The 26,060-nt window shown below is 65.6% G+C and carries 24 protein-coding genes; 13 read left to right on the top strand and 11 right to left on the bottom strand.

Annotated features, from left to right (window positions below; genetic code table 11):
* Positions 1-71: 71 nt before the first annotated feature.
* Entirely contained in the window at positions 72-1,148 is a 1,077-nt protein-coding gene (locus tag VHN57_RS15435) for a D-alanine--D-alanine ligase family protein (protein ID WP_278985756.1), read from the bottom strand.
* Entirely contained in the window at positions 1,145-1,837 is a 693-nt protein-coding gene (ung, locus tag VHN57_RS15430) for a uracil-DNA glycosylase (RefSeq protein WP_159366987.1), read from the bottom strand. The genes VHN57_RS15435 and ung overlap by 4 nt, the downstream gene beginning before the upstream one ends.
* A 96-nt stretch (positions 1,838-1,933) precedes the next feature.
* Here ung and bla point away from each other — a divergent pair, with 96 nt between their 5' ends.
* From bla to VHN57_RS15415, 3 genes are all read left to right on the top strand, one after another.
* Entirely contained in the window at positions 1,934-3,001 is a 1,068-nt protein-coding gene (gene bla / locus VHN57_RS15425; protein WP_010338315.1) for a class A beta-lactamase, read from the top strand.
* Positions 3,002-3,032: 31 nt separating this feature from the next.
* Positions 3,033-3,398, top strand: coding sequence for a DUF962 domain-containing protein (locus VHN57_RS15420; protein ID WP_017498987.1), 366 nt, complete (start codon positions 3,033-3,035; stop codon positions 3,396-3,398).
* Positions 3,399-3,546: 148 nt separating this feature from the next.
* Complete coding sequence (locus VHN57_RS15415) at positions 3,547-4,617, top strand: GNAT family N-acetyltransferase (RefSeq protein WP_278985758.1); 1,071 nt, start codon at positions 3,547-3,549, stop codon at positions 4,615-4,617.
* On the opposite strand, the gene VHN57_RS15410 is transcribed toward VHN57_RS15415, so the two are convergent.
* On the bottom strand, positions 4,595-5,467 hold the full coding sequence (locus VHN57_RS15410; protein WP_278985759.1) for a cupin domain-containing protein: 873 nt from the start codon (positions 5,465-5,467) through the stop codon (positions 4,595-4,597). The genes VHN57_RS15415 and VHN57_RS15410 overlap by 23 nt on opposite strands.
* On the bottom strand, positions 5,464-6,600 hold the full coding sequence (locus VHN57_RS15405) for a GNAT family N-acetyltransferase (RefSeq protein WP_423284399.1): 1,137 nt from the start codon (positions 6,598-6,600) through the stop codon (positions 5,464-5,466). Before VHN57_RS15405 ends, VHN57_RS15410 begins: the two co-directional genes overlap by 4 nt.
* 172 nt (positions 6,601-6,772) lie before the next feature.
* On the opposite strand from VHN57_RS15405, the gene VHN57_RS15400 reads away from it, so the two are divergent.
* The 5 genes from VHN57_RS15400 to VHN57_RS15380 all read left to right on the top strand — a co-directional run bounded on the left by VHN57_RS15400 (position 6,773) and on the right by VHN57_RS15380 (position 11,436).
* Positions 6,773-7,771 carry an NAD-dependent epimerase/dehydratase family protein gene (locus VHN57_RS15400; protein WP_097385717.1) on the top strand — a complete coding sequence of 333 codons (999 nt, stop codon included), beginning with the start codon at positions 6,773-6,775 and terminating at the stop codon, positions 7,769-7,771.
* Positions 7,772-8,069: 298 nt separating this feature from the next.
* Positions 8,070-9,077 (top strand): KpsF/GutQ family sugar-phosphate isomerase, encoded by a 1,008-nt coding sequence (locus VHN57_RS15395; RefSeq protein ID WP_037507643.1) that lies wholly within the window; start codon positions 8,070-8,072, stop codon positions 9,075-9,077.
* A gap of 8 nt (positions 9,078-9,085) precedes the next feature.
* A complete protein-coding gene (gene kdsB / locus VHN57_RS15390) occupies positions 9,086-9,886 on the top strand; it encodes a 3-deoxy-manno-octulosonate cytidylyltransferase (RefSeq protein ID WP_278985765.1) in 801 nt (266 codons plus the stop codon).
* Entirely contained in the window at positions 9,883-10,476 is a 594-nt protein-coding gene (locus tag VHN57_RS15385) for a histidine phosphatase family protein (RefSeq protein ID WP_278985762.1), read from the top strand. The genes kdsB and VHN57_RS15385 overlap by 4 nt, the downstream gene beginning before the upstream one ends.
* A gap of 105 nt (positions 10,477-10,581) precedes the next feature.
* Positions 10,582-11,436, top strand: coding sequence for a hypothetical protein (locus VHN57_RS15380; RefSeq protein ID WP_185704260.1), 855 nt, complete (start codon positions 10,582-10,584; stop codon positions 11,434-11,436).
* A 375-nt stretch (positions 11,437-11,811) separates the two neighbouring features.
* Here the strand turns inward: VHN57_RS15380 and VHN57_RS15375 are convergent, their stop codons facing one another.
* The 3 genes from VHN57_RS15375 to VHN57_RS15365 are packed head-to-tail and all read right to left on the bottom strand — an operon-like array spanning position 11,812 to position 13,655.
* Complete coding sequence (locus VHN57_RS15375) at positions 11,812-12,369, bottom strand: LptA/OstA family protein (protein WP_004208265.1); 558 nt, start codon at positions 12,367-12,369, stop codon at positions 11,812-11,814.
* On the bottom strand, positions 12,369-13,016 hold the full coding sequence (locus VHN57_RS15370; RefSeq protein WP_004208264.1) for a hypothetical protein: 648 nt from the start codon (positions 13,014-13,016) through the stop codon (positions 12,369-12,371). Before VHN57_RS15370 ends, VHN57_RS15375 begins: the two co-directional genes overlap by 1 nt.
* A gap of 21 nt (positions 13,017-13,037) precedes the next feature.
* Positions 13,038-13,655, bottom strand: coding sequence for a ribonuclease D (locus tag VHN57_RS15365; RefSeq protein WP_278988492.1), 618 nt, complete (start codon positions 13,653-13,655; stop codon positions 13,038-13,040).
* A 234-nt stretch (positions 13,656-13,889) separates the two neighbouring features.
* On the opposite strand from VHN57_RS15365, the gene VHN57_RS15360 reads away from it, so the two are divergent.
* From VHN57_RS15360 to VHN57_RS15345, 4 genes are all read left to right on the top strand, one after another.
* Complete coding sequence (locus VHN57_RS15360) at positions 13,890-14,711, top strand: cold-shock protein (protein WP_423284394.1); 822 nt, start codon at positions 13,890-13,892, stop codon at positions 14,709-14,711.
* 383 nt (positions 14,712-15,094) lie between these two features.
* Positions 15,095-17,503, top strand: a complete 2,409-nt coding sequence (locus tag VHN57_RS15355) for a TonB-dependent receptor (protein WP_278986630.1) — start codon at positions 15,095-15,097, stop codon at positions 17,501-17,503.
* 215 nt (positions 17,504-17,718) lie between these two features.
* Positions 17,719-18,039 (top strand): hypothetical protein, encoded by a 321-nt coding sequence (locus tag VHN57_RS15350; protein ID WP_278986631.1) that lies wholly within the window; start codon positions 17,719-17,721, stop codon positions 18,037-18,039.
* A 33-nt stretch (positions 18,040-18,072) separates the two neighbouring features.
* Positions 18,073-19,521, top strand: coding sequence for a hypothetical protein (locus tag VHN57_RS15345; protein WP_010338328.1), 1,449 nt, complete (start codon positions 18,073-18,075; stop codon positions 19,519-19,521).
* A gap of 90 nt (positions 19,522-19,611) precedes the next feature.
* Here VHN57_RS15345 and VHN57_RS15340 read toward each other — a convergent pair whose 3' ends face one another.
* On the bottom strand, positions 19,612-21,027 hold the full coding sequence (locus VHN57_RS15340) for a helix-turn-helix domain-containing protein (protein ID WP_278986633.1): 1,416 nt from the start codon (positions 21,025-21,027) through the stop codon (positions 19,612-19,614).
* Positions 21,028-21,167: 140 nt separating this feature from the next.
* Between VHN57_RS15340 and VHN57_RS15335 the strand changes: the two genes are divergently transcribed.
* Positions 21,168-21,341, top strand: coding sequence for a hypothetical protein (locus VHN57_RS15335; protein WP_017500419.1), 174 nt, complete (start codon positions 21,168-21,170; stop codon positions 21,339-21,341).
* Positions 21,342-21,414: 73 nt separating this feature from the next.
* Here VHN57_RS15335 and VHN57_RS15330 read toward each other — a convergent pair whose 3' ends face one another.
* From VHN57_RS15330 to VHN57_RS15320, 3 genes are all read right to left on the bottom strand, one after another.
* Entirely contained in the window at positions 21,415-22,416 is a 1,002-nt protein-coding gene (locus tag VHN57_RS15330; RefSeq protein ID WP_004208257.1) for an inorganic phosphate transporter, read from the bottom strand.
* A gap of 15 nt (positions 22,417-22,431) precedes the next feature.
* Complete coding sequence (locus VHN57_RS15325; RefSeq protein ID WP_004208255.1) at positions 22,432-23,550, bottom strand: DUF47 family protein; 1,119 nt, start codon at positions 23,548-23,550, stop codon at positions 22,432-22,434.
* Positions 23,551-23,714: 164 nt separating this feature from the next.
* Positions 23,715-25,886: a TonB-dependent receptor gene (locus tag VHN57_RS15320; protein WP_278986635.1), complete on the bottom strand. Its 2,172-nt coding sequence runs from the start codon at positions 25,884-25,886 to the stop codon at positions 23,715-23,717.
* Positions 25,887-26,060 lie beyond the last annotated feature (174 nt).

Below are 26,060 nucleotides of genomic sequence, written 5' to 3'. Positions count from 1 at the left end.
GAGAGGGAAGGGGTCCGGCCCGCGCAAGCGGGACCGGGCCTCAATGATTCTGGGCACTGGATTTAGGGGCGTTATTTCCAGGCCGTCGCCAGCATCGCGTCGAGCATCTGGGCATAGGACCAGCCATCGGCCCGCGCGGCGATCGCCGACAGGCAATCCTGGTCTGCGCGGCCCGGCCGGCCCGCACCGGTCATGTTCGGCTTCATGTTAAGGTCGAACAGCTTGAACTGGCCGCTGGCATTGGCGCGGCAGTCGATGCGGATCACCGCGCGCGATTCCACCAGCTCCGCCGCCTGCACACAGGCATCCAGCATCGCCATGACCGGGGCTTCCTGCATCCGCTCCGGTCCGATCGCGACGCTGTTCTGCGTCACCGCGATATCGCCATTATAGGGGGCGACACCGTCCTTCTGGTCGAAGCGCAGCACCGGGCGCAGCGCGAAATGGCGGTCGCCCCTTTCGCCTGACGGGCGCGGCGCGGTGGGCGGCAGGACGGTGATGGTCATTTCCTCGCCGTCCAGAAATTCCTCGACCATCAGCAGCGTGCCGAACTTGCCCTCGTCGATCAGGCTGCGGGCCGCGGCGTTCAGCGCATCACCATCGCGCACCAGCGTCACGCCCTGGCTGCCCCGGCCACGCACGGGCTTCACGATCAGCGGGAAGGGGATGGCCAGATCGTTCAGAACCTGCCCGACATCGGCCAGCGCATGCACGCCTTCGCTCGGCCGATCAGCCAGCAAAAAGCCGCGCGCCACCGGCAAGCCGGCCTGTTCCAGCATCCGGTTGGTGGCGAACTTGTCGTCATATTTCTGCGTGGCGGCCGGGGTCTGGCCGACGATCGCGACCTGGCCCATCACGGCCTCGATCGGATGCCCCTCGAACAGCACGCTATTGGCCCAGATCGTGTCGGCGCCCGCCGCGATCGCGGCTGCTATCCCGTCGGCCGTGTCGGGGAATACCCATTGCATCGCCTGCGCCGGATCGGGCGCGGGCACCGGTGTTACCACCGTGCGGCCTAAGCCCTTCAATGCAAAGCCGATATCGGCCCCGCCATCGGAATAGCCGCCGGGCTTGGCATCCTTGCGCAGCCCGTCGATCACCGGCGGCGGCAGCGCCTGATAGAGCAGGGCGACCGCCGGCCCGCTCATGCCACCAACTCCGGCAGGCGCCAGTCGATCGCGCCGCGCCCCTTGGCCTCCAGAAAGTCATTGGCCTGCGAGAAATGGCGGCAGCCCAGAAAGCCGTTATGCGCCGACAGCGGCGAAGGATGGGCAGCCTTCAGCACCAGATGGCGCCCGGAATCGACGAAGCCGGCCTTGCGCTGGGCATAGGCGCCCCACAGCAGGAACACGACCGGCTCCTCCTTCTGCGCCACCAGCCGGACGATCGCGTCGGTGAATGTCTCCCAGCCCTTGCCCTGGTGCGACGCGGCCCGGCCCATCTCGACCGTCAGCACGCTGTTGAGCAGCAGCACGCCCTGCCGCGCCCAATGCTCCAGGAAGCCGTGTCGCGCGCGCGGCAGGCCAAGGTCGCTTTCCAGCTCCTTGTAGATATTGACCAGCGAGGGCGGCGTCCGCACGCCGGGCTGGACCGAAAAGCACAGGCCATGCGCCTGGCCCTCGCCATGATAGGGGTCTTGCCCCAGCACCACCACCTTCACCTGGTCCAGCGGCGTCAGGTCCAGCGCGCGGAAATATTCATTCCCCTTGGGGAAGATGCGCTTGCCCGCCGCCTTTTCCGCTTCGATGAACTGTTTCAGGCCCTGCATATGGGGGCTGGCGAACTGGTCGCGCAGCGGCGCGCGCCAGCTTTCGTGCAGCTTGATGGTGTCGTTCATGGCCGGCGTGATGAACCCCCGGCATGCCTGCGTCAACCGCGGGAAAAGCCGATCAAATATCTTGCCACCCGACCCATGATGGGCGACAGACGGGCCATGCCGTCTCTCCGTCAAATTGGCGCCAGCTGCGCCGCCCTTGGCCTGTTCTTTGCGCCCTTGCCGAGCGCCGATGCCTTTGGTCCGCCGCCCCGGCCACAGGTGCTGCTGACGGCGGAGGCGCATCTCCTGGCCGAGTTTGACCGCTTCGCCGCTTTGTCGGACGGCACGGTCGGCGTCGCGGTGCAGGATCTGCAGACCGGCGAGATCCAGTCGCGTAATGGCGACACGCTCTTCCCCATGGCCAGCGCCTACAAGGTCGCGGTCGCGGGCCGTATCCTCTCGCTGGTCGATGCCGGCAGCCTGAAGCTCGACGACCGGCTCGCGCTCGATCCCGCGCTGGCGAGCGAGGGTGGCATCGCCTGGATGTTCTCGCGCCCCGGCGCGACCCTGCCGGTCAGCCAGTTGCTCGACCTCATGCTGACGCGCAGCGACAATAATGCGACCGACGTGCTGGTCGCCCGCGCCGGCGGGCCGAAGGCGGTCAGCGATTTCGTTGCCGGCCTTGGCATCCATGGCCTGCGCGTCGACAGCGATACCGCGCATCTTCTCTACCGCGCCATGGGCATCAATCCCCAGTCCGGCACCTTCCAGCAGAATGCCGGCGCCGCCCGCCGCGCCGATCCGATGATCCAGCGGCGTGACGTGCGCGACCTGCCGAACATGGACTTCATGCTCGATCCGCGCGACACGGCGACGCCGCTGGCGATGAACCAGCTGCTGGTCGCCTATGAATCGGGCAAGGCATTGAAGCCGGAAAGCACGCAACTGCTCTTCACCATCATGGGCCATTGCCAGACCGGCAAGCTGCGCCTGTCGGGCATGTTGCCGCCCGGCACCCCGGTCGCGCACAAGACGGGTTCGCTCAACGGCGTCGGCAATGATGTCGGCATCATCGGCCTGCCCGATGGCCGCCGCTTCGCCATCACCGTCTTCGTGATGAAGGACAGCCGGGGTCATGTCTCGCGCGACCAGATCATGGCCCAGGCCGCCCGCGCGGCCTATGATTATTTCCTCTTTGCGCCCAAGCGGCGCGTGGCGCTTAACAAGTTGAACGTCCACGTATAAAAGATGGGGCATAACAGAGAGGATGCCCCTTATGACCCAGATCACCCGGTTCCGGGACTTCTGGCCCTATTATCTGCAGGAACATGCCCGGCCCGCGACGCGGGCCATGCATTATGCCGGGACCAGCCTGGTGGTCGGCATCGCGGCCACGGCGGCTATTACGGGTCGATGGTGGCTGGCCGCCGCCCTGCCGGTCGCCGGCTATGGCTTCGCCTGGGTCAGCCATATGCTGATCGAGCGCAATCGCCCCGCCACCTTCCGCTATCCGCTCTGGTCGCTGCGCGCCGATTTCGTGATGCTCCAGCGCTTCCTGACCGGCCATATGCGCCGCGATCTGGCCCGTGCCGGCATCCGCGCCGACGGCACGGTCGATCCGCAGCGCCGCATTCGAGGGTGAGAGTCCGTTTGAGAAGGCCGGTTCCAGCCCGGTCCCCCGCCCAGCCACCCGACAGGATGATACTGGATCGGGTGGTTGGGCGGGGGAACAGGCTTTAGCCATCGCAAGCGCTTGATTCCCGCCGCCGCTCTGTCACAAGAGGGGCGCGATGGGGCTCACCGCGACATTCTCCCTGCCGACCGACCGGTCGGCGCTGGCCGCCCGCTGGCAGGCGCTGGAGGCGCGCAGCGATGCGTCCTTCTTCCTGCGCTGGACCTGGGTGGGCGCCTGGCTCGACAGCTATGGCGTCCGGCCCGAACTGCTCGCCGTCACCGATGAAAGCGGACAGGATGTCGCGCTGGCGCTGGTCGGCCATGTCATGCGCCCGCGCCTGCTGGGGCCGGTGGCGACGCTCAGCCTCAACCAGTCGGGCGATCCGGCGGTGGATCGGCCCTATGTCGAATATAATGGCCTGCTCGCCACGCGCGGGCAGGAGGTGGCGGCCGTCGCTACCGCGATCGACGCCATCGCCCGGCGCCGTGACTGGCGCGTGCTGCGGCTGAGCGGTATCGCCCCGGATTCGCCGCTGCTGGGCCTGCCTGCTCGCCGCAAACTGCGGGTCGATGCCTCGCCCGTCTACCAGGTCGATCTCGATGCCGTGCGCGCCGCCGGCGGCGATTATCTCTCGCTGCTCAGCAGCAATACGCGCAGCCAGATCCGCCGCGCGATGAAGGATCATGGCGGGCCGCTGCCCGACGTCACGGTCGGCACGCTGGATGACATCGCCCCCTGGCTGGACGAGATGGCCGCGCTCAACATGGGGCGCCATGTCGACAATGCCTGGGATGATCAGGGCTTTCGCCAGTTCGTCGCCACCATCGCGGCGCGGGGCCTGCCCTCGGGCGCGGTCGAACTGCTGCGCTTTGCCGATGCCGGCGGCGCGGTCGGCCTGCTGGTCAATTTCGTGCAGGACGGGCAGGCGATGAACTATCAGTCCGCCTTTGCCCAGCCGCGCACGGCCAAGGACAAGCCGGGCCTGCTCTGTCACGCCGCCGCCGTCGGCCATTATGCCGCGCAGGATTTCCGGCTCTATTCGCTGCTCGCCGGCAAGGATCGCTACAAGCAGAGCCTCTCCACGCGCGAGGAAGCGCTGGAATGGTGGCATGTGGAGCGTTTCAGTCCCCGGCTGGAGGCCGAGGCGCTGGCGCGCAAGCTGCTTAAACGCCCAGCTTCCGCATGACGCGATAGACGAAGCGGCGAATGCCCTGTTGTTCGGGGCGTTCGCTCACCGCGCCGGTCGGCAAGCCACGCTTGCGCAGCAGGGCGTTGAAACTGTGCAGTTCGCCCTCCGCCACGCTGCGTTCGGACCGCCAGGTGATCGACAGGCTGATTGATACGGCTGGGCCATTTTCCACGAAATGCGGCGCCTTGACCGGCACATGCACGGCCTCGCCGGGGGCAAGCGGGAAGGGGGTGCCGCGCGCCTTGAACCCGTCCTGCCAGATCAGGTTGCGATGGCCGCCATTGTGAAATTCCTCGCTCTTGCGCGCCGGCACCAGTTCCTCGTCGCGCGCCGGGAACACGGTCATCACCTTGGTCCCCATGATCTGCAGCAGGATATTATGCTCCGGGTCCATGTGGAACGGGGTGACGCTGCCGGGGGAGGTCAGGAAGATGAAGGCCTCGCGGTGCAGCATCGGCCCGGTGCTGCGCGCGACGATCGGCTCCAGCTCCGCCAGCGCCGCATCCAGCAACGCGCCATAGGCCGGGTCGCGCTCGACATTCTTCAGCACCGCCCAGCTGCCATTGCTCTCGATCGTGCGGATCGTCTCGCCCAGGCTCAGCCCGTTGGACGGCGTATCCTCCGGCCGCACGCCCAGCGGCAGCTTGCCGAGATTATATTCGACCGCGCTCGCCGGCATCCGCTCGGCCAGCGTCGCGAGCGCATCCAGCGTCAGCAACTCATGCCCGACCAGTTGATGCGTCAGCTTGGTTGGCTGGTCGGGATAGGCGGCGGCAAAGGCGGCGCGCGCGCTGTCCGAAAAATGCGGCGCGTCGGTGGCGGGCGCCATCGGGCTATGCACGGTCATTCCTGTCCTTTCATGCGGCTGGCGATCCGTTCGACCCCGCCGGCCAATGCAAAGGCCGCTGCCCGGCGCAGGCGCGTCGCGCCCTTGCCCTGCAGGGCGATACGATATTGCACGATGCTGCGGCGTTCGGCCCACAGGCTGTCGATCATCGGATGATCGGCGGCGGCGCAACTGTCCATCCAGCCGATCGCCGGATCATCCTGCGCCGCGTGCAGATTGGCGATCTCGATCAGTACGCCGGGTGAAAAGCGGCCCATCTCCTCATCAAAGGCGATCTTGAAGGAAAAGGCGCCGTCGCCATGGCGGAAATTGACCAGCATCGCGATCGCCCGGCCATCCAGGTCGATGCGCAGGAAATGCAGCCGACCCGCCGCAAAGGCGGCGGCGCAGGCGGCGCGGAAGAAGGCGATGTCATCCGGCCTGCTCGCCAGTGCGCTGCCCTCTCGCCCTTTCCACCCGGACGCCTCCAGCGCCAGGAAATCGCCACACCAGCGCGGCAGGTCGGCGCCATCGTCCAGCAATCGCTGCTCGACCGTCCCCAATTCCGCCAGTCGCTTCTGCAGGCGGCGGATTTCCTTGCGCTTCTTGGCGCGGACATGGGTTTCCCAATAGGCGTCGGCCGACAGGTCGGATCGCAGCATTGCCCGGTCATGGCGATGCACCTCGCGCCGGCCGCGCCCTTGTTCGACGCACAGCGCCTCCAGCGCGGCGGCATTGGCGCCGGCCGCGTCCAGTGCGCGCAGGTGCAGGAAATGGGGCGCCCATTCGGCCGCATCCAGTTGCGCCAGCAGGCTGCGCCACGCCGCCATCTCCTGGCCGCGCCGGATCAGCGGCGCGCCGAAGAAACAATGGTCGTGCATCCAGTTGGCGACGCAGCCGATCGGCAAGCGGCCGTGGCGCGCCTGCACCGTCACCGGCAACAGGCCGATCAGCTCGCCATCCGCCTGCGCCTCGATCAGGCGCACGTCACCATTGCCGGCCAGATGGTCGATCGCCGCCGCCAGCAGGTCGGGCGCGTAGAAGGCATTGGGTTCGGCCGCACCCTCCGCCAGCGCCGCCCAGCGCGCGCGCGGGTCCGTCAGCGCCAGGCTGTCGGATGGCAAGGGGGGAGATGGGTGCGCTGCCATGTCCATCGCCTCGCCTTAGCCGGGAAAGATTAGGGAATGCCTAAGTATTCCGCCGCATGGAAGCCTGTATCGAACGGCTTATGAGGGAAAGGGCTTTACATCGCGCGTCGGATTGTCTGTGAACCGCCATGGCTCTGGCGGCGACCCGCCTGTCGGCCCGATCAAGGAGGATGACGCTTTGACGATCCTGGTAACCGGCGCGGCCGGCTTCATCGGCATGGCGGTGGCGGACCGGCTGCTGGCCGACGGGCGTGCCGTGATCGGCATCGACAATCTCAACGACTATTATCAGGTTTCGCTCAAGCGCGACCGGATCGCGGCGCTCGAACAGCGCCATGGCAAGCTGTTCACCTTCGCCGAACTGGACTTCGCCGACATGCCCGCACTTCAGGCGCTGCTCGCCGATCATCCGATCGAGGCGATCGTCCATCTCGGCGCTCAGGCCGGCGTGCGCTATTCGCTGATCAATCCCCATGCCTATGTCCGCTCCAATCTCGCCGGCCATGTGAACATGCTCGAACTGGCGCGGGAACGGCGGGTGCGTCACCTGGTCTATGCCTCTTCCTCGTCCGTCTATGGCGGCAACGAGAGCTTGCCCTTCCGGGTCGAGGATCGCACCGATCATCCGGTTTCCCTCTATGCCGCGACCAAGCGGGCGGACGAGCTGATGAGCGAGACCTATGCCCATCTGTTCCGCGTGCCGATGACGGGGCTGCGCTTCTTCACCGTCTATGGTCCCTGGGGCCGGCCCGACATGGCGATGTGGATCTTCACCCAGAAGATCCTTGCCGGCGAACCGATCCCGGTCTTCAACCATGGCCGGATGCAGCGCGACTTCACCTATATCGACGATATCGTCGCCGGGGTGATCGGCTGCCTTGATTCCCCGCCGGGCGATGACGGCGCGCTCAAGGCGGGCGGCAGCCGGGCGCCGCATCGGCTCTACAATATCGGCAATAATCGGCCCGAGGAACTGATGCACCTGATCGCCGTGCTGGAGGAGGCTGTGGGGCGCAAGGCGCAGCTGGACTTCCAGCCGATGCAGCCGGGCGACGTGCCGGCGACCTTCGCCGACATCAGTGCGATCGCCCAGGATATCGGCTTTGCGCCCACCACCGGGATCGAGTCGGGCGTGCCCCGATTCGTCAACTGGTATCGCGACTATCATCGCCTGTGAGTGTTGCGACATATGTCGAGCCGTCGAAAAGTTCCTCGGCTTGTCGATGATTTAGCTCATTTCATCTTGTATTTCTGCCCCATTCCCCCTGCCTTCGGACTTCAGTGCCCCTTGCCGCACTTGCGAAATGGATTGCCATAAGTGCCTGAAACGGCGTAGACAGTTGCAGGGTGCTGATTGCAAAATCGGCCTGGGGTCGCGGAACAAGGGATGGACGCTGCGCTGGCAAGGCGCATCGACACCGCGGGCGTCAGCCGGAGCATGTCGGCGGCGATACGCGGAAAAAAGGGCAAGAAGCGTGTCGACAGTTTCGAAGATCGTTCCTTTCGGCTCGGGTGCGCATATTGTGGAGACGGCGTGCAGCAGTCTCGCCCTGGCAGCCAGGGGGCTCAATACACTCGAAGCCAAATTTTCCGACCGGGAATTTTCCGCCGCCTTCCTGCGGCTCGTCGGTATCATCATCAATGTCCGGGGACGGGTGATCGTCACCGGCATCGGCAAGAGCGGCATCGTCGCGCGCAAGATGACGGCGACGCTCACCTCCACCGGCACGCCGGCGCTGTTCCTGCATCCGGCCGACGCCGGCCATGGCGATCTGGGCATGGTGACGCCGGACGATGTCGTGTTGATGCTGTCCCATTCGGGTGAATCCACCGAACTCGGGCCGATCATCCATTATTGCAAGCGCTTCGGCGTCCCGCTGCTGGCGATGACGGCGCAGGCGCAGAGCACCGTGGCCGAGGCTGCCGATGTCTGCATGCTGATGCCGGCGGTGCGCGAAGCCTGCCCGAACATGCTGGCGCCCACCACTTCGACCACCTTGCAGATGGCCTTTGGTGACGCACTGGCGATGTCGCTGATGGAAATGCGCGGCTTTTCGGCCGACGATTTCTACAAATTCCACCCCAATGGCCGTCTTGGGGCGCAACTCGTCAAGGTGCGCGAACTGATGTCGGCGGGCAGCGACGTGCCGCGGGTGTGCGAGGATTCCTCGCTGCTCGACGCCACGATCGAGATGACCCGTGCGCGCCTTGGCGGCACGGCCATCGTCGACCAGCGTGGCCAGCTGATCGGCGCCTTCACCGATGGCGATCTGCGCCGGGCCGTGACCGGCAAGCAGAATCTGACCGATGCGGTCGGCCGTTTCATGACCGTGACGCCGCAGTCGATCGGTCCCGACGAACTGGCGTCGGAAGCGCTGCGCATCATGCACGATCGCAACATCACCCTGCTGTTCGTGTGCGAGGATGGCGATCTGGTCGGCGCGCTTCACATGCATGATCTGCTGCACGCCGGGGTCGCCTGACCATATTGGTGGTCATTCCGGCGCGGGCGGGGTCGTCCCGCCTGCCGCGCAAGCCGCTGCGCCTCATTGCGGGGCGCAGCCTGCTGCATCGCACGATCGCCATGGCGCGCGCGGCGATCGGCGCGCGCGCCGGCGTCGCTCTGGTCGTCGCCACCGATGATGACGAGATTGCGGCCCATGCGCAGGCCGCCGGCTGCGACGCGGTGATGACCGACAGCGCGATCGCCACCGGCTCCGGCCGCGCGCTCGCCGCCGCCCGCGCGCAGGCCACCCAGCCCGACTTCGTCGTCAATCTCCAGGGGGATTCGCCCTTCCAGCCCGAAGGGGCGCTGGGCGCGGTGATCGAGGCGCTGGATGCCGGCGCGCAGGTCGCGACCCCGGTGATCGGGCTCGACTGGGCCGCGCTCGATGCGCTGCGCGAGCATAAGCAACGCTCGCCCTTCAGCGGCACCACCTGCGCGCGCGGTGCGGATGGTCGGGCGCTCTGGTTCTCCAAGACGATCATTCCCGCCATCCGCGACGAGGACCAACTCCGCGCAGCCGGTCCCATATCCCCCGTCTGGCGCCATGTCGGCCTTTATGGCTATGCCTATGATGCGCTCGCCCGGTTCGAGGCATCGCCGCCCACGGCGCTCGAAAATCTGGAAGGGCTGGAGCAGTTGCGGCTGCTGGAACTGGGCATCGATATCATGACCGTCCCGGTCGATCCGCCCGTCTTTGACAGCAGCGGCATCGATACCGAGGCCGACATCCAGCGGGTCGAGGCGCTGATCGCCGCCCATGGAGACCCGACGCCGGCCCTGTCATGAGCCGGCGCATCTTCGTCATCCGCCACGGCAACACCTTCGCCTCTGGCGCCGATGCGCGCCGGGTCGGGGCCGGCACCGACATTCCGCTGGTCGACAGCGGCATGGCCCAGGCCCAGCATCTCGCCAGCTATTTCGCGGCCCGGTCGCTCGGCACCGTGCGCCTCTACAGCGGCCCGTTGCAGCGCGCGCGCCAGACCGCGGCGCCGATCGCGGCCGCGCTCGACCATCCGGTCGACGCCATCCTGCCCTGGCTCGACGAGATCGACCATGGCCCGGACGAGGGGCAGCCGGAGGCGGCCGTGGTGGCGCGCCTTGGCGAAGCGGCGATCGCCGCCTGGGACCGGGACGGGATCGTGCCCGATGGCTGGACCGTAGACGCCCCCGCGCGCATCGCCGCCTGGCGCACCTGGTTCGCCGCAGAAGGGGAGGGGACGGAATTGCTGGTCACCAGCAACGGCGCCGCCCGCTTCGCCCTGCTGGCGCTGGGCCTCGCCCATGGCCAGCTCAAGCTGCGCACCGGGGCCTTTGGCGAACTGATCGTCGATGCGCCGGGCCAGGTGCGGCTGCTGCGCTGGGACGAGCGCCCCTAGGGATTATTCCCGGCCGATCTCCGCAAAGCCCGCGATTGGCCCTCGCTCTCGTTCGGGCCATTCTGTCCCCGCGCAGAATGTTCGAAAGGGGAAGGGCGCTTGGCCATGCAGACCGGATATCATCGCAAGATCGCCTGGCTCGCGGGCCTGGTCGCCATGGCGCCGCTGCCGGCGATTGCGCAGGATGCGGGATCGTCGGCAGCGCCTGCCATCACCTCCGGGCCACCGCCGGCGGGCGGCAGCGACCAGGATCTGGCGCTGCAATTGTCCAACCCGGTCGCCTCGCTGATCAGCGTGCCGTTCCAGGAAAATCTCGACTTCGGTGCCGGGGATGATGGCATCAAGTCGACGCTCAACATCCAGCCGGTGGTGCCGATCAGCGTCGGCAAGGACTGGAACATGATCGTGCGCACCATCGTGCCGGTTGTCGCGCAGAATAGCTATCAGGGGCCGGGCACGGATGCCTTCGGCCTTGGCGATATCACCCAGAGCTTCTTCTTCTCGCCCAAGGAGAATAAGGGCATAATCTGGGGCGTGGGCCCCGCCATCCTCTATCCCTCGGCAACCGATCGCTATCTGGGCGGGGACAAGTGGGGCGCTGGCCCGACCGTCGTGCTGCTCAAGCAGATGGGCCAGAACACGGTCGGTTTCCTCGGCAACCATATCTGGTCGATCGCCGGCAAGGACGACCGTTCCGACGTCAGCGCCAGCTTCATGCAACCCTTCTTCAGCCACACCACGTCCCACGCCACCACCTATGGCATCAATGCCGAAGCCGCCTATGACTGGAAGGGCAAGGACTGGCTGATCCCGGTCAATCTCACCGTCACGCAACTGACCAAGGTCGGCGACCAGGCGGTGCAGGTGGGCCTTGGCGGCAAATATTATGCCGTCTCGCCCGACGGCGGCCCCGAATGGGGCATCCGCATGATCTTCACCCTGCTGTTCCCGAAGAAATAGCGGATTCCGCGGTCGCGAGGGCGAAGGTCAGCGTCCCTGGAGCGGAGCAAGCAACATCCGGAGCCATGGGGCGACTGCCCCGGATATCGGGCGGCTGCGACGCGATGCCAGCTAAATGGCCAGGATGGGTGGAAACAAGACATAGCCCCTCCCTTCCAGGGAGGGGTTGGGGTGGGTTGCGAGCGCAGCGAGCTTCTGCCCTATCGACCGTAGACCGCCGCTACGCGGCGCACCCACCCCCGGCCCCTCCCTGGAAGGGAGGGGAGTAGGAAACGTCCGCTTCTGGTCGTTAGCCGCCAAAGCCCGGCATCAATGACGCAAATCGACAGCCGTTGGACCGTCTGAAACGCGTCGCCCGGCCTTGCTGCTCCCGGATCAGTTCTTGCGCTGCGGCACCGTGAAGGTGCCCGACACGCGGCCGCTGGGGCTGGTCGATGTGCCGGCGCCGCCGGTCGAGCGGCCGTCGACCGTGGTGCGGCCGCTGTTGAGGTCCATCACCAGCCGTCCGCCGGTCAGGCGGTTGACGCCCTGGGTCAGCGAAACATTGCCGACCATGGTGATCAGCTTGGCATTGAGGTCATAGATGGCGACATTGCCGCGCGCGGTCTGGTCGGCCTTGGTGATGACGACATTGCCCGACGCGTCGATGCGCTGGATTTCGACGCCATTGCCGGTGTTGGCCGCGCCATTGGGCTGCTGCTTGTAGGCGACGGTCATGCGGGCGGCGTTCAGCGTCATGCCGGCCTGCGTCACCTCGACATTGCCCGATACCACCACCCGGTCGGCGCGGTCCTGCACCTCGATCCGGTCGGCGGTGAAGTTCACCGGCGCATTGCTGTCATGATTCTTGAACACCTGCGCATCGGCGCCGGCGTAGAGGAGGCCGGTCGCGCCCAGCGCAACGGTCGACAGCAGGATGAGGGTGCGTTTCATCACTTTTGCCCTTTGAGGCCATTTTGTTCGATGCGCAAGGTCGCCCGGCCGTTGAGCGTGACCGTGCGTGCATTCATGTCCGCTTCCAGATGGTCGCCGCTGAACGTGCCGATCGGGATGCGCCCGTCGACCCGGCCTGCGCTCTTCATCCGCCGCGTCTGCAAATCGATGCCGACGTCGCGGGTGACCAGGCGATATCCGCCGGCCGCCTCGAACTGGACCGGGCCGACGATCGCGACTCGCTCGGTCTCCATGTCGTAACGGCCCTTCTGCGCGTTCAGCACCGCCGGCCCTTCGGGCAGCAGGATGCGCGCGGCCATGTCGTTCAGGTCAACGATCGGCTCGCGCGAGCTTTTCTGCACGGCCGAACCGGCCCGCAGCGAGAAGGGCTGGCCCTTGCTGTCCTGCCCGCGATAGAGCGCCTCGGACACGCGCATCCGCTCCTTCGCCACCTCGACCTTGTTCTTGTCGAGCACGAAGCTGACCTTGTCGCCGCCAGTGAAAGGGGCCATGGCCAGCAGGGCGGTCAGCACGCCGACCGCCACCGGCAGATAATTTTTGAGCAGGCGCACCAGCTTGTCATGGCTGCCGCCCGGCCGGGCCCAATGGCGGCGGACGTTGCGCTGTTGCTCGGCCTGGATGGACATGTCTGCCTGCCGCCCTGTCGCTTACATGTGCGAGAAGATGTCGTTCTCGGGCCAGCCCGCAAGGTCCAGCGCTGCGCGATGGGGCAGGAAGTCGAAACAGGCCTGGGCCAGTTCCATCCGTCCTTCGCGGGTCAGGCGCTTGTCCAGTTCGGTCTTCAGCTGGTGCAGGAAGCGCACGTCGGACGCGGCATAATCCTTCTGCGCCTCGGACAGGTTCGGGCCGCCCCAGTCGCTCGACTGCTGCTGCTTGCTGATGTCCTGGCCCAGCAGTTCGCGGACCAGCTCCTTCAGGCCGTGGCGGTCGGTATAGGTGCGCACCAGCTTCGACGCGATCTTGGTGCAATAGACGGGCGCTGCCACCACGCCCAGATAATGCTGGATCGCGGCGATATCGAATCGGCCGAAATGATAGATTTTGATCCGCTCCGGATCGGCCAGCACCGCCTTCAGATTCGGCGCGGCATAATCGCTGCCGGGGTTGAAGCGGACCAGATGCTCATCGCCCTTGCCGTCGCTGATCTGGACGACGCACAGGCGATCGCGCGGGGTGATGAGCCCCATGGTTTCGGTATCGACGGCGATCGGGCCGGGGGCAAGGACGCCCTCGGGCAGATCTTCTTCATGGAAATGGACGGTCATGACTTTTCCCTCTATGGGGAAACGGGCCATATCGCAATCAAGGCTTTGGCAGATAGGGCCTGTAAATCGGCGCTGCGGGCGCTCTTTTTGCCCGATATGCGAAATCATTCGCGCTGCCCGGAAAACTTGATATAGTGATTCCCAAACCGCGACTTTGCGGTGGATTGTGCATGTCATTCGCCCGACATGTTTGTCCAATGTGTCTTGGGGCGAAGCGAAAGTGACTAACAGGGCATGAGTTTTGACAGAGGGCGCCGCGGCGGGCGCGGCAAGGACAAGCGCGACGGTTTCGGCGACGACAATTTCTACGACCAGGGCAGCGGCGGCGGCTTCGGCGGCGGTGGCTTTGGTGACCGCGGCGGCTTCGGCGGTGGTGATCGTGGTCGTGGTGGCTTCGGCGGTGGTGATCGCGGTGGCTTCGGCGGCGGCGGTGGTTTCGGCGGCGGTGGCCGCGGTGGCTTCGGCGGCGGCGGTGGCGGCTTTGGCGGCGGCGGCGGCGGTGGTCGCGGCATGCCGGCCCAGGTCGTTGGCGAAGGCAAGGGTGTCGTCAAGTTCTTCAACGGCCAGAAGGGTTTCGGCTTCATCGTTCGTGACGATGGCGGCGAAGACGTGTTCGTTCACATCAGCGCGGTCGAGCAGGCCGGCCTGACCGGTCTGGCCGAAGGTCAGCCGCTCGGCTTCACCCTGGTGGATCGTGGTGGCAAGGTGTCGGCGACCGATCTGGTCATCGACGGCGAACCGCTCCCCGTGACCGATCGTGCGCCGCCGCGTGAACCGCGCGAACCCCGCGCCGGTGGTTTCGGTGGTGCAGAGCGTGGCCCGCAGCGTCAGCTGACCGGCGAACGCGCCAGCGGCACGGTCAAGTTCTTCAACGCCATGAAGGGCTTCGGCTTCATCCAGCGTGATGACGGCCAGCCGGACGCTTTCGTCCACATCAGCGCTGTCGAACGCGCCGGCATGGGCGCCCTGAACGAGGGTGACCGTCTGGACTTCGAACTGGAAGTCGATCGTCGCGGCAAGTACGCGGCCGTCAATCTCCAGTCCAAGGCCGACTGATCGGCCGTCGCCCGTTCGCCGTACGGGCGACGTGACAGGAATATCGAAGGGGGTCGCCTGCCCGGCGGCCCCTTTTTCGTTTCTGCCGTTCATCTCGATCAGCCGACATGTCGCCATATATCGTCAAAGCGATGCGCGTTGATGTGGTGCATGAATCGTGAATGTCGACAGAAATGTCCGATGATATTCGGATCAAAATTGCCGTAAATTCGGCGCTTATGCGCAATTGATCAACATGTTGATCTGCATGTTTTACTGATAATTATTGGCCAGTTCGATCAATTTGGCGAATTTGCCTGACCATTAGCCTCGGATCATAATCGTCCCGAATGGAATGAGCCTTGCGGCATTGTCGACAAGGCCTGACCCGATGGGAGGATGATATGAAGCAGGCCCTGATCGGCCGTCTGCTGGCGACTGTCGCTGCCGGCCCGGCCCTGATGCTCGCAACCGCACAGGCGCAGGACGCCGCCGCACCCGCGCCCCAGGCTGACGCCGGGGCAGGGGAGATCATCGTCACCGCCCGCAAGCGTGACGAGCGGCTGATCGACGTGCCGGTTGCCGTCTCGGCCCTCTCGGCCGACCAGATCGAACGCTATGCCACCACCAGCTTCCAGGCGATCAGCCAGCAGGTGCCGCAACTGGTCATCGCCGAATCGCAGAATCAGGTCGGCGGCTCGATCAACCTGCGCGGTATCGGCGCCGGCATCTCCAACCCCTCGACCGAAACCGCCGTGACCCTGAATTTCGATGGCGTGCCGATCAGCTATGGCAATGCCATCCGCCTCGGCCAGATCGACCTTGGCCGGGTCGAGGTGCTCAAGGGGCCGCAGGCGCTCTTCTATGGCAAGAACAGCCCAGGCGGCATCGTCTCGCTCATCTCCCAGGATCCGGGCAAGGATTTCGAGGCGAAGTTGCGCACCGGCTATGAATTCATGGCCGACCAGCGCTTTGTCGAGGCCAGCGCCTCGGTGCCGCTGACCGACGGTCTCGCCGCCCGCGTCGTCGGCTACTATTCCAAGGAGGATGGCTGGTTCCGCAACGTGGCCGTGCCGATCGCCGGCATCACGCCGGGGCGCGGCGCCGACAGCCTCAATTCCGAAGATGTCTTCGTCCGCGGCACGCTCGCCTATGATGCGGGCGGATCGACCCGGATCAAGGCGAAGGTCAATTATGGCCAGCGCGAACGGGACGGCGTCGGCCCCACCGGCCTCAGCCAGATCATCTATTGCCCCGCCGGCGTCAGCCGCTATGGCTCGACCGACTGCACGCTCAACCGCAATTTCTACGACGCCATCCTCGCGCCGGCGACCGCCGCCAGCGATCCCAGCTATGGCGATGGCGTGCCCTTCATGAAGTCGAAGCAGTTCCTCGCCTCGCTCAGCATCGACCAGGATCTGGGCGACGCCTATACCCTGTCCTCGGTCACCGGCTATTACCGTCTGCGCGAACGCTCGGTCGACAGCTTCACCTTCTCCAATAATCCCTATTTCGGCGCGTCCAACGACATCACCGCCAAGGGCTTCAGCCAGGAACTGCGCCTCGCGTCCGACTATGACGGGCCATTGAACTTCCTCGTCGGCGGTTTCTTCCAGGACGCCCATTTCCTCACGCGTCAGGCCTTCACCACCAATTTCGGCACGCCCTTCGTGGTCGGATCGACCTATTATGACGTCCATACCAAGGCGACCTCGGTCTTCGGCCAGTTGCGCTACAAGATCGCCGATCCGCTCGAACTGGCCGTTGGCGGCCGTTATAGCTGGGAAGACAAGTCGCTGACCGGCACCTCGCTCGGCAGCCCGATCCAGATTCTCGGCCCCAAGCAGAATTATACCGATTTCTCGCCCGACGTGACGCTCACCTGGCGCCCGGACAGCGATCGCACCGTCTACGCCGCCTATCGCGAGGGCTTCACCTCGGGTGGCTTCAACACCGTGCCGACGCGGCTGCGCACCGATGCGGACCAGAGCCGCGCCGCGATCGACCTGTCCTATGACCAGATGACCGCGAAGGGCGGCGAGATCGGCACCAAGGGCTATGTCGCCGATCGGCAGATCCTCTACGATCTGGTCGGCTATTATTATAAATATAGCGGGCTTCAGCTGTCGCGATACGACAATGCCTCCTTCACCCAGCTGACCCAGAATGCGGGCGGGGCGGAGATCAAGGGCGCGGAACTCAGCCTCACCATCCGGCCGCGCACGCTGGCGGGCCTGACGTTCAACACGGCGATCGCCTACAACAACGCCCGCTACACCGATTTCATCGGTGGCTGCTATGCGGGCCAGTCGATCGCGCAGGGCTGCAATCTCAATCCGCTCAACCCCAATCTGCCGCAATCGACCTGGGGCACGGCGGCCAATCCCTATCAGAATCAGGACCAGACCGGCCAACGTCTGTTCCGCGCGCCCGAAATCGCGATCACCGGCGGCTTCACCTATGACCATAGTTTTGCCGACCGGCTGGGCGGATCGCTGTCGGTCGATTTCAATTACAGCAGCGCCTATGTCACCCAGACGGAGGGCAACCCCAGGACGCTGCAGGATGATTATGTCCAGCTCAACGCCGCCCTCTCGATCAATGGCGGCGCGGGCAAGCCCTGGGAATTGTCGTTGATCGGCCGCAATCTCACCAACAAGCTGATCATCGTCGGCGGATCGGTGGTGGGCGCGAGCGCGGCCGGCACCGGCACCAACGCCGTGCGCGAAGGCGACATATTGGGTTCGCTCGGCGCCCCGCGCGCGGTGATGCTGCAACTGACGGTGAAGAGCGGTCTGCTGGGCGGCCGCTGATCATCCCTATGCAAATACTATGAAAACGGGCCGGAGGTCGGCTGGAATTTGACCGACGGGGGCCATTAAGTCCCTTGTCCCATGACCCACCGACCTCCTCCTCCCACCCCGGCCGATGCCGGGCGGCGCAGCGATCGGCCACGGCTCACCGGACGCCTGTCGATCCGGCCGCGCGCCACCCTGGCTCCTCCGGCATGGCAACGGAGCCGGGCATCATGACCCGGCGCGATCTCGCCTGGCGCGGCCTTGGCCTGCTGCTCGTCGGCGCGGCGGCCGGCAGTTCGCTGCTGCATCGCGCCCTGACCCTGGACGGCCCGGCATCGGCGCCGCTCGAAATGGCGCTGGCCCTCGCCAGCTTCAGCTTCGCCAGCCTCGGCATATTGCTGCTCTGCCACGGCGTGCGCCTGCGCGATGGCTGGCGCCGCGACCTCGACCGGCGCCAGGCGCAGCGCGACGGCCATCGCGATCCCCTGATCCTGACAGAAGATCGCGCCCCGCTCGCGGCCTTTCTGGCCGCCCGCGCCCGGCGCGACTGACCCCCATTTCCCATATCCCCAAAGGACAAATTTGTGAGCGAACGCGACCTGCATTTCGTGATCCCGACCTATCGCCTGCGCGACGTCGGCGCGACCGTCGAGGCCTATGACGAGAATTTCGCCCGCAGCGGCCAGACCGCGCCGATCATCGTCTTCGATGATTCCTCGGTCGCCAATCATGACAAATATTTCGGCGCGCTGGAGGCGACCAAGACGGTCAACGACCTCTGGTATGTCGGCCCGGCCGAAAAGGAGCAGTTCGTCTCCTACATCTGCAAGCGGCTGCGCGACCGCAAGCTCGACGTGCTGGTCCGCAACCTCTTCCGCCCCAGCTATGGCGGCAACCGCAACTTCACCCTGATGTATACGCTGGGCGACCTGATGGTCAGCGCCGACGATGACATGCGCCCCTATGCCCTGATCGAGGACAGCCCGGAAACGCTGGGCGAACGGGAAATCAGCCGGGGCAAGACCATCCCGCGCGGCGCCAATGGCCATTGCCGCAAATCCTATGATATCCTCCAGTCCTTCCGCGACATATTGGGCAAGACGGTGGCCGACGCGCCGGCCAATTATGACCAGGGCGAACTGGTGATCGACAGCGCCATGGATCTGGAATCCAACAATTCGCTCGGCTTCGCGCGGGAAAACAGCCTGACCCTGCAGGAAGGGCGCTTGCCCCGATCTGCGGTGGTGAAGATGGCGCAGACCTTCCGCACCGGCACCAACGATATCGACGCGGTCGATTTCGTCGACATGTTCCTTGACGATCCGGACGAGGTCGATGCCGAACGGCTCAACGACACCTATGTGCTGGTCAATTTCCGCCCCTGCCTCACCAATCTCAACTGGCGAATGGACTGCGGCGTCGCGGGCTATGACAATCGCACCGGCCTGCCGCCCTTCTTCCCGACGCGCTTGCGGTTCGAGGACTATATCTATCGCCTGTGGATTCAGCAGTCGAACATGGTCTCGGCCCATGTCGATTCCGCCCAGACCCACATCAAGAACAGCTATATGCGCAATCCATTGGCGTCGGAGGTGTTCAACGAGGCGATCTGCGGCCTGCTCAAGCGCAAGATCCGCACCAGCCTCAAGCGCACCGACGAATGGTCGATCGCCTTCGACTATGATGGCGCGGTCAGCCTTCAGGACAGCGAAGAGATATTGGACAGCGCCCGCGCTTTGCATGACCGGGTGCTCAAGAGCATGGCCGACGCGCGCACGACCGAGCGGCGCGATGCGCTGGGCCATTTTGCCGCCGGCCTGTCACGCACCTTCTATGATTTCGAGCCGGATTTCTTCCAGCAGAATGTCAGCCGCATGGTCGATGACGAGGTCGGGCTGATCCGCTCCTCACTCGAAATCTGGCCGACCCTGCTGGAGATCGTCTATTTCAAGCGCCATTGCCGCAACCTGCCGATGCGCCGCGTGAAGAACCGCTCCGCCCGATCGCCCCAACCCAGACCCGTAGCAGCCTGAGGGTTGGCGGCAGGCGCTCCGTTTCCGCCCCCTTCATCCCGGCGACGGTCGGGGCCCCCTCTCAGTGACGGGGGCGGGGCGGAGCGCCTATCATACCCGCCGGAACGGGAAGGGGCTGGCGGTCCGCTCATAGCTGTGCAGGTCCAGCGCGCGCGTCACCGGCGGCAGTGCCCGGTCCGGGCAGTCGCGCCGCTCGCACAGATGACAGGTCGGCCCCACCGTCACCGCATCGTCGCGCTCGGTATCGATGCCATCGGCATGGATGATCCGCCCGGCATGTTTCGCCTCGCATCCCAGCGCAATCACCTGCCGCCCGCGCGCGCCATCGCCGCGGGGCAGGGCGATCGCCAGGGTCAGGAAGCGCCGCTCGTCCAGCGTCTCGATCAGCTGCGGCAGCACGATGTCGGGCGCGTCGGCCGCATGCACGTCCCAGCGCGGACAGGTGCCGCCATAGCGGGCAAAGGGATAGGCCTCGCCATCGAAGCGCTTGGACACGATCCCCGCCCAGTCGATCCGCACCATGAAGAAGGGGATGCCGCGCGCGCCGGTGCGGTTGAGGCTGGTCAGCCGGTGCGCCAGCTGCTCGGTCGACACGCCGAAGCGGGCGCGCAGCAGGGGAAGGTCATGCCGGCTCGCCTCCGCCGCCTGGCGGAACCGGTCATAGGGCATGATGAGCGCCGCGGCGGCATAGTTGGTCAGCGCAATGACGGCGAGCCGCCGGCTGTCCTCGTCCGGCGGCGCCGTGCGCGTCACCTGTGCCGCGATCAGGTCGGCCATTTCCTGCGCGCAGAGCTGATAGGCCATGGCGAACAGCCGCCCCGAAGCCGGCAGCCGCTCGCTCAGCATCAGCCGCCGCCGGTGCATGTCATAATGGCGCACCGTCCCGGCCAGCACATCGGCACGCACCATCTGCACCGCCATGCCGTGCCGTTCCTTCAGCCGCGCGCGCAGCCCGGCCTGCAACAGCGCCGGATCTTCCTCCAATTCCGCGGCGATCCCTTCGGCCGCCGCATCGACTTCGGCGAAATGATTGCCGGCCTTGGCCACCGTCTCTCGCCACCAGTCGACCGGCGCGACCAGCGGGGCAGGGGCGGCGCCGCGCCCGCTCGCCTGCATCTGCTCGGGCAGGCGGCGCAGGTCGGCCAGCGCGCGATAGAAGCGGCCGATCGCCTCGCTGACGCCAGGGTAATTTTCCGCGACCTCCAGCACTTCGTCGCGCGCGATGCCGATGTCGCGCACCAGCGCGTCGGACAATATCTCGGCCAGGTCGCTCGCCGCGCCATCCTGGCTGCTGGCGGTGAAGTCGCGAATGTCGATGTCATAGGTATTGGCCAGCCGCAGCAGCATCTGCGCCGTCAGCGGCCGCTGGTTGCGCTCCAGATGGTTGAGATAGCTGGGCGACACGCCCAGTTCCTCGGCCATGCGCGTCTGGTTCAGCCCCAGTTCGCGGCGCAGCACGCGGAGCTTGGGGCCGAGATAGAGCTTCCGGTCGGTCACATCTGCCATAAGGTCATATTGTCATGATTTGACAATATGAACAAGTCGCGGCGTGACTTGCGGCCACTCATCGCCCTTCCGCTTTGCCTTCGACCTGTCAATATCGCTGTCATCAACCAGCACAGCCACAAGGCAGGAAGGACAGGAAGATGACGACCGATACGATGGAAGCGCCCCAGCCCGCCCGTTCGCGCGCGGTCTTCAGCCAGGAGGATTTCGGCCTGATCCGCACCGCCATCGCCCATTATCTGCGCGAGGTTCAGGACCAGCCGGAATCGGTCAAATATGCCAATCTCTACCACCGCCTCGGCCGCGTTGCCTGACCGGCGGAGTGCCTGAACGAGAAAGGGCGCGGGATCACTCCCGCGCCCTTTTTCTTGTCTCGGCCTGTTCCGATCAGAACAAACGCGTCAGGCCATAAAACAGCGCGCCGATCGCGGCCGCCGCCGGCAGGGTCACGACCCAGGCGACGATGATGCTCGACGCGACGTTCCAGCGCACCGCTGACAGCCGGCGCGACGCGCCCACGCCGACGATGGCGCCAGTGATGGTGTGGGTCGTCGATACCGGCACGCCCAGATGGGTGGCCATGAACAGGGTGATCGCGCCGCCCGTTTCCGCGCAGAAGCCCTGCGCCGGGGTCAGGCGGGTGATCTTCGATCCCATGGTGTGGACGATCTTCCAGCCGCCCAGCAAGGTGCCCAGGCCCATCGCCGCCTGGCAGCTCAGCACCACCCACATCGGCACATGGAAACCTCCGGTCAGCAGCCCCTGCGAATAGAGCAGCACCGCGATGATGCCCATCGTCTTCTGCGCGTCATTGCCGCCATGGCCCAGCGAATAGAGCGAGGCGGAAACCAGCTGCAGCTTGCGGAACACCCGGTCCGCGCCCTGCGGCGTGAACTTGCGGAAGATCCAGCTGATCGCCAGCACCAGCATCAGCGCCAGGAACAGGCCGACGGCGGGGGATATCACGATCGCCGCGCTGGTCTTGAACACGCCGCTCCACACGATCGCCGACAGGCCGGACTTGGCCGTGCCCGCGCCCAGCAGGCCGCCGACCAGCGCATGGCTGGAGGAGGACGGAATGCCCAGACCCCAGGTGATGAGGTTCCAGGCGATCGCCCCCATCAGTGCGCCGAAGATCACCGACGCATCGATGATGTCGGCGCTGACGATGCCCTTGCCCACCGTCTCGGCGACATGCAGGCCAAAGAAGAGGAAGGCGATGAAGTTGAAGAAAGCGGCCCAGGCGACCGCATATTGGGGTTTCAGCACCCGCGTCGACACGATGGTCGCGATCGAGTTGGCGGCGTCGTGCAGGCCGTTCAGGAAATCGAACAGCAGCGCAACGCCGATCAGTGCGATCAGCAGCGGGAAGGCGAGATGGGCTTCCATATCCAGTCAGGCCTGTCAGGCGTGGTCGATGACCAGGCCGGAAATCTCGTTGGCGACGTCCTCGAACCGGTCCGTCACCTTTTCCAGATGGCTGTAGATTTCGTTGCCGACGATGAAATCCATCGGATTGCCGGCGCGGGCTTGCTGGTAGAGGGCCTTGAGCCCCGCCTCATGCAATATGTCGGCATGGCCTTCCAGCTTCACCAGCCGTTCGGTCAGCTCGTGCAGGCGCGCGGAATTGATGTTGAGCGAGCGCAGCAGCGGCATCGCCTCCGCCGTGATCCGCGCGCATTCGACGATCAGCGCGCTCATGTCCTGCATCTGCGGCGCGAAATCCTTGACCTCATAGAGCGCGATCGCCTTGGCGGTCTGGTTCATCTGGTCGATCGCGTCGTCCATCACGCCGATCAGGCCAGTGATGGCACTACGGTCGAACGGGGTGACGAAGATGCGGCGGACGTCCTGCAGCACTTCGCGGATGATGTCGTCCGCCTCATGCTCGCGGTCCGAAATCTCCTTGATATGCGCGTCCATGTCCGGGCCGCCCTTGAGCAGCTTGGCCAGGGCGTCGGCGCCGGCGACCAGGGTCGCGGCATGGTCTTCGAATTGCTCGAAGAAACGCCCCTGCTTGGGCATCAGCGCGTGAAACCAGCGCAGCATTCCAGTCCTTTCACTTTGCTTCTCGCGGATCGACAGCAGCAACCGGAGGAACCAGCCCGGATCGGCGGGCGGTTCGCGGAAAGCCGCGATGATCGATTGCAGTTCGGGTTCGTCGACGGCCTTTGCGGCTTCGGCGACGGAAAACCAGCGCAGCTCGCGCTGCCCTTTTTCGGGCCATTGCGTCAGATGGCCGGTCACGGCAAGCGGAAAAACCTCGACATTCGCCTCGCGCGACTTGCCGCTGCGCTTGCGCTTGTCATAGCTGTATCGGCCGATCGGCGCGGGACAGGCGATGCCATGGATGCCCGCTTCCTCGAACGCCTCGACTTCCGCCGCGCGATGGCCGGCCAGCCCCTTGATGCGATTGCCCTTGGGAATCACCCAGCGCCCGGTGTCACGCGACGTGATCAGCAGGATCTGCATCGACCCGTCGATCGGGTCGCTGGTATAGGGGAGAGCGGCAATCTGGCGCATTATCGGCGGCTTACGGGCGACCTGCCCGAATCCTCATGCTCTGCCGCAGCGCGTTCCATCGGCGCTATGTAACGAAAATGTCATTTTTTGCAATCGCTCCCTTCGCCCAGAGGGGCAGGCGAAGGGAGCGACCGGCGCCCCGCTGGGCGAGGCCGGGAGGCGGATCAGATCGAGATGCGCGCCGTCAGGCGAATGTCGCGCCCGGCGAGCGGGGCGAAATCCTTCAGGAAGCTGGCATGGCGCCGCGCTTCCACGTCGAAGATATTGTTGGCCGACAGCATCAGCGTGGTGCGGTCATTGCCGGCCAGCGGCTTGAACGAGATCGATGCGTTGACCATGGTGAAGCCATCGGTCGGCGTCTCGAAATCGGTCACCCGATCCTGCTCGAACACATGTTCCAGCTCGGCGCGGGCGCTCAGCCGTGCGCCCTGCGCCTCGATCCCGCCCAGCAGGCGGAGCGGGGGAATGCGCGGCGCCGGGCCATTGCCCTTGATCGTGGCGCGGACATAATCGGCGACACCGTCGATGTTGATCGCATAGCTGCCGACCTGCGCCAGCTTCACCGACGCTTCGGCTTCGAAGCCATAGTAACGCGCATCGGCCTGGGCATAGGCATAGCAGGGGAATTCCATCTCGGCCCCGCCATTCACCGCCTCGCAGACGCTGTCGTCGGCCACGCTTTCATAGATGAAGCCGCTGAACCAGTTATGATAGGCGGCCAGGCTGAAGCTGTAGCCATTGCCCGATCCGCGCAGCGTGCCTTCCACGCCCCAGCTCTTTTCCTTGCCGAAATCGGGATTGCCCAGCTCGAACGCCTGGGTGCCGGCATGATTGCCACGCGCGAACAGTTCCTCGGCCGACGGCGCACGCTCGCTGCGCGACAGGTTCAGGCCCACGCGCCAGCCCGGCATGATCGCCTGGCTGATGCCCAGCGATCCGGACAGGGCGTTGAAGCTGCGCTGGCTGGCCTCGGCAAACAGGTCGGCATCCGGGTCCGACTGCAGCTTGGTATGTTCATAGCGCGCGCCCGCTTCCAGGCGCGTGTCGCCCAGGTCCAGCGACTGCAGCGTGAACAGGCCGAACTGGTCGGTCTGGTTCTTGGGCAGGAACTTCTCTTCGCCATCGGCCTGGAAACGACGGGTAAAGAACTGCGCGCCCGATGCGCCCTGCCAGCCATTGCGGTCGGCCTGGACGAATTCCAGCCGGCTTTCCATCGACTGGTTCTTGAAGGTGGTGCCGACCTCGCCCGACGGTTCGATTTCCTGATGCTGGTAATCGGCCCAGCCCGCGCGCAGGCGGATGCTGTCGAGGAACCCGCCATTGACCGCGACCTCGCCGCGCAGGTCGGCGCGGGTCTGCTTCATCGCCAGCGTCACATTCTCGTGGCTGTGCCCCTCTTCCTCATGATCGTGGTCATGATCATGATCATGATCATGGTCATGTTCCTCGGCCACTTCCAGGCGCGACGGCACGCCATAAGTGTTCTCGCTGTGCGAGATCGACATGCCCAGATTGCCGCCATCGCCGATATAGGCAAAGCCGCCGGCCACTTCCCACACTTCCGCCGCGGTATTGGCCAGCTTGCCCTTCAGCCGCGCATTGTCCTGGATTTCCTCCTCGTCGGAGGCGGCGGCGATCTCGCGCATCGCCTTGGACAGGATATAGCCGCCGGTGCGCAGATTGTCGGTCTTGCTGTAGCTGCCATCGACATGGACGACGAAATTCTCGGTCAGCGGCACCTCGATCTCGCCTGAACCGCTGCGTTCGTTGGCGGCGCTGCCATAGGTGCCGATCGCGTCGATATGGATCGCCTCGTCCGGCACGCGGCGCGGGATGCGGCTGTCGATCACATTGACCACGCCGCCGATCGCCGACGATCCATAGAGCAGGGCGGACGGGCCGCGCAGCACCTCGATCCGGTCGGCGGTCAGCGGGTTGATCGCGACGGCATGGTCGACCGAGGTGTTGGACACGTCGAAGCTGCCGATGCCGTCGGTCAGGATGCGCACGCGCTCGCCCTGGAAGCCGCGCAGGATCGGGCGCGATGCGTTGGGGCCAAAGGATGTGGCCGATACGCCGGGCTGGCGCGCCAGCGTCTCGCCGATGGTCGGGCGCAGGCTGCGGGTCAGTTCCTCGCCGGTGACGATCGAAGTGCCGGACAAAATGTCGCCCTGGCTGCGGGGGATCAGGGCGGTGACGACGATGTCGCTGCGCGGGTCATGATAGCTGCCATCGGCCTGGGTGTCGGCGGGGGCTGCGGTCTGGGCGGCGGCGGGCCAGGCCAGGCAAAGGGCCGTGAGGGCACAGCCGGCGCGCAGCGACGGGGAACGAAGCATCAGGCTTTTTATCCTTGCAGAGTATGTGGGTCGGCCTCCGCGTATCGGTCATGATACATCATATCAATATACGATCGGCGAAATGAAGGCCGTTTCTGCCGCATTCACCACCAACTGTTGCATTTTTGCACGGCATGGCGCGCAGCATAGTGCCCGCCGCCAAGACGGATCAGC

The sequence above is a fragment of the Sphingobium salicis subsp. salicis genome, assembly GCF_049472635.1.
GTDB lineage: Bacteria > Pseudomonadota > Alphaproteobacteria > Sphingomonadales > Sphingomonadaceae > Sphingobium > Sphingobium yanoikuyae_A.
The sequence above is the reverse complement of the archived record's forward strand: the minus strand, read 5'-3'. Positions and strand labels throughout refer to the sequence as shown.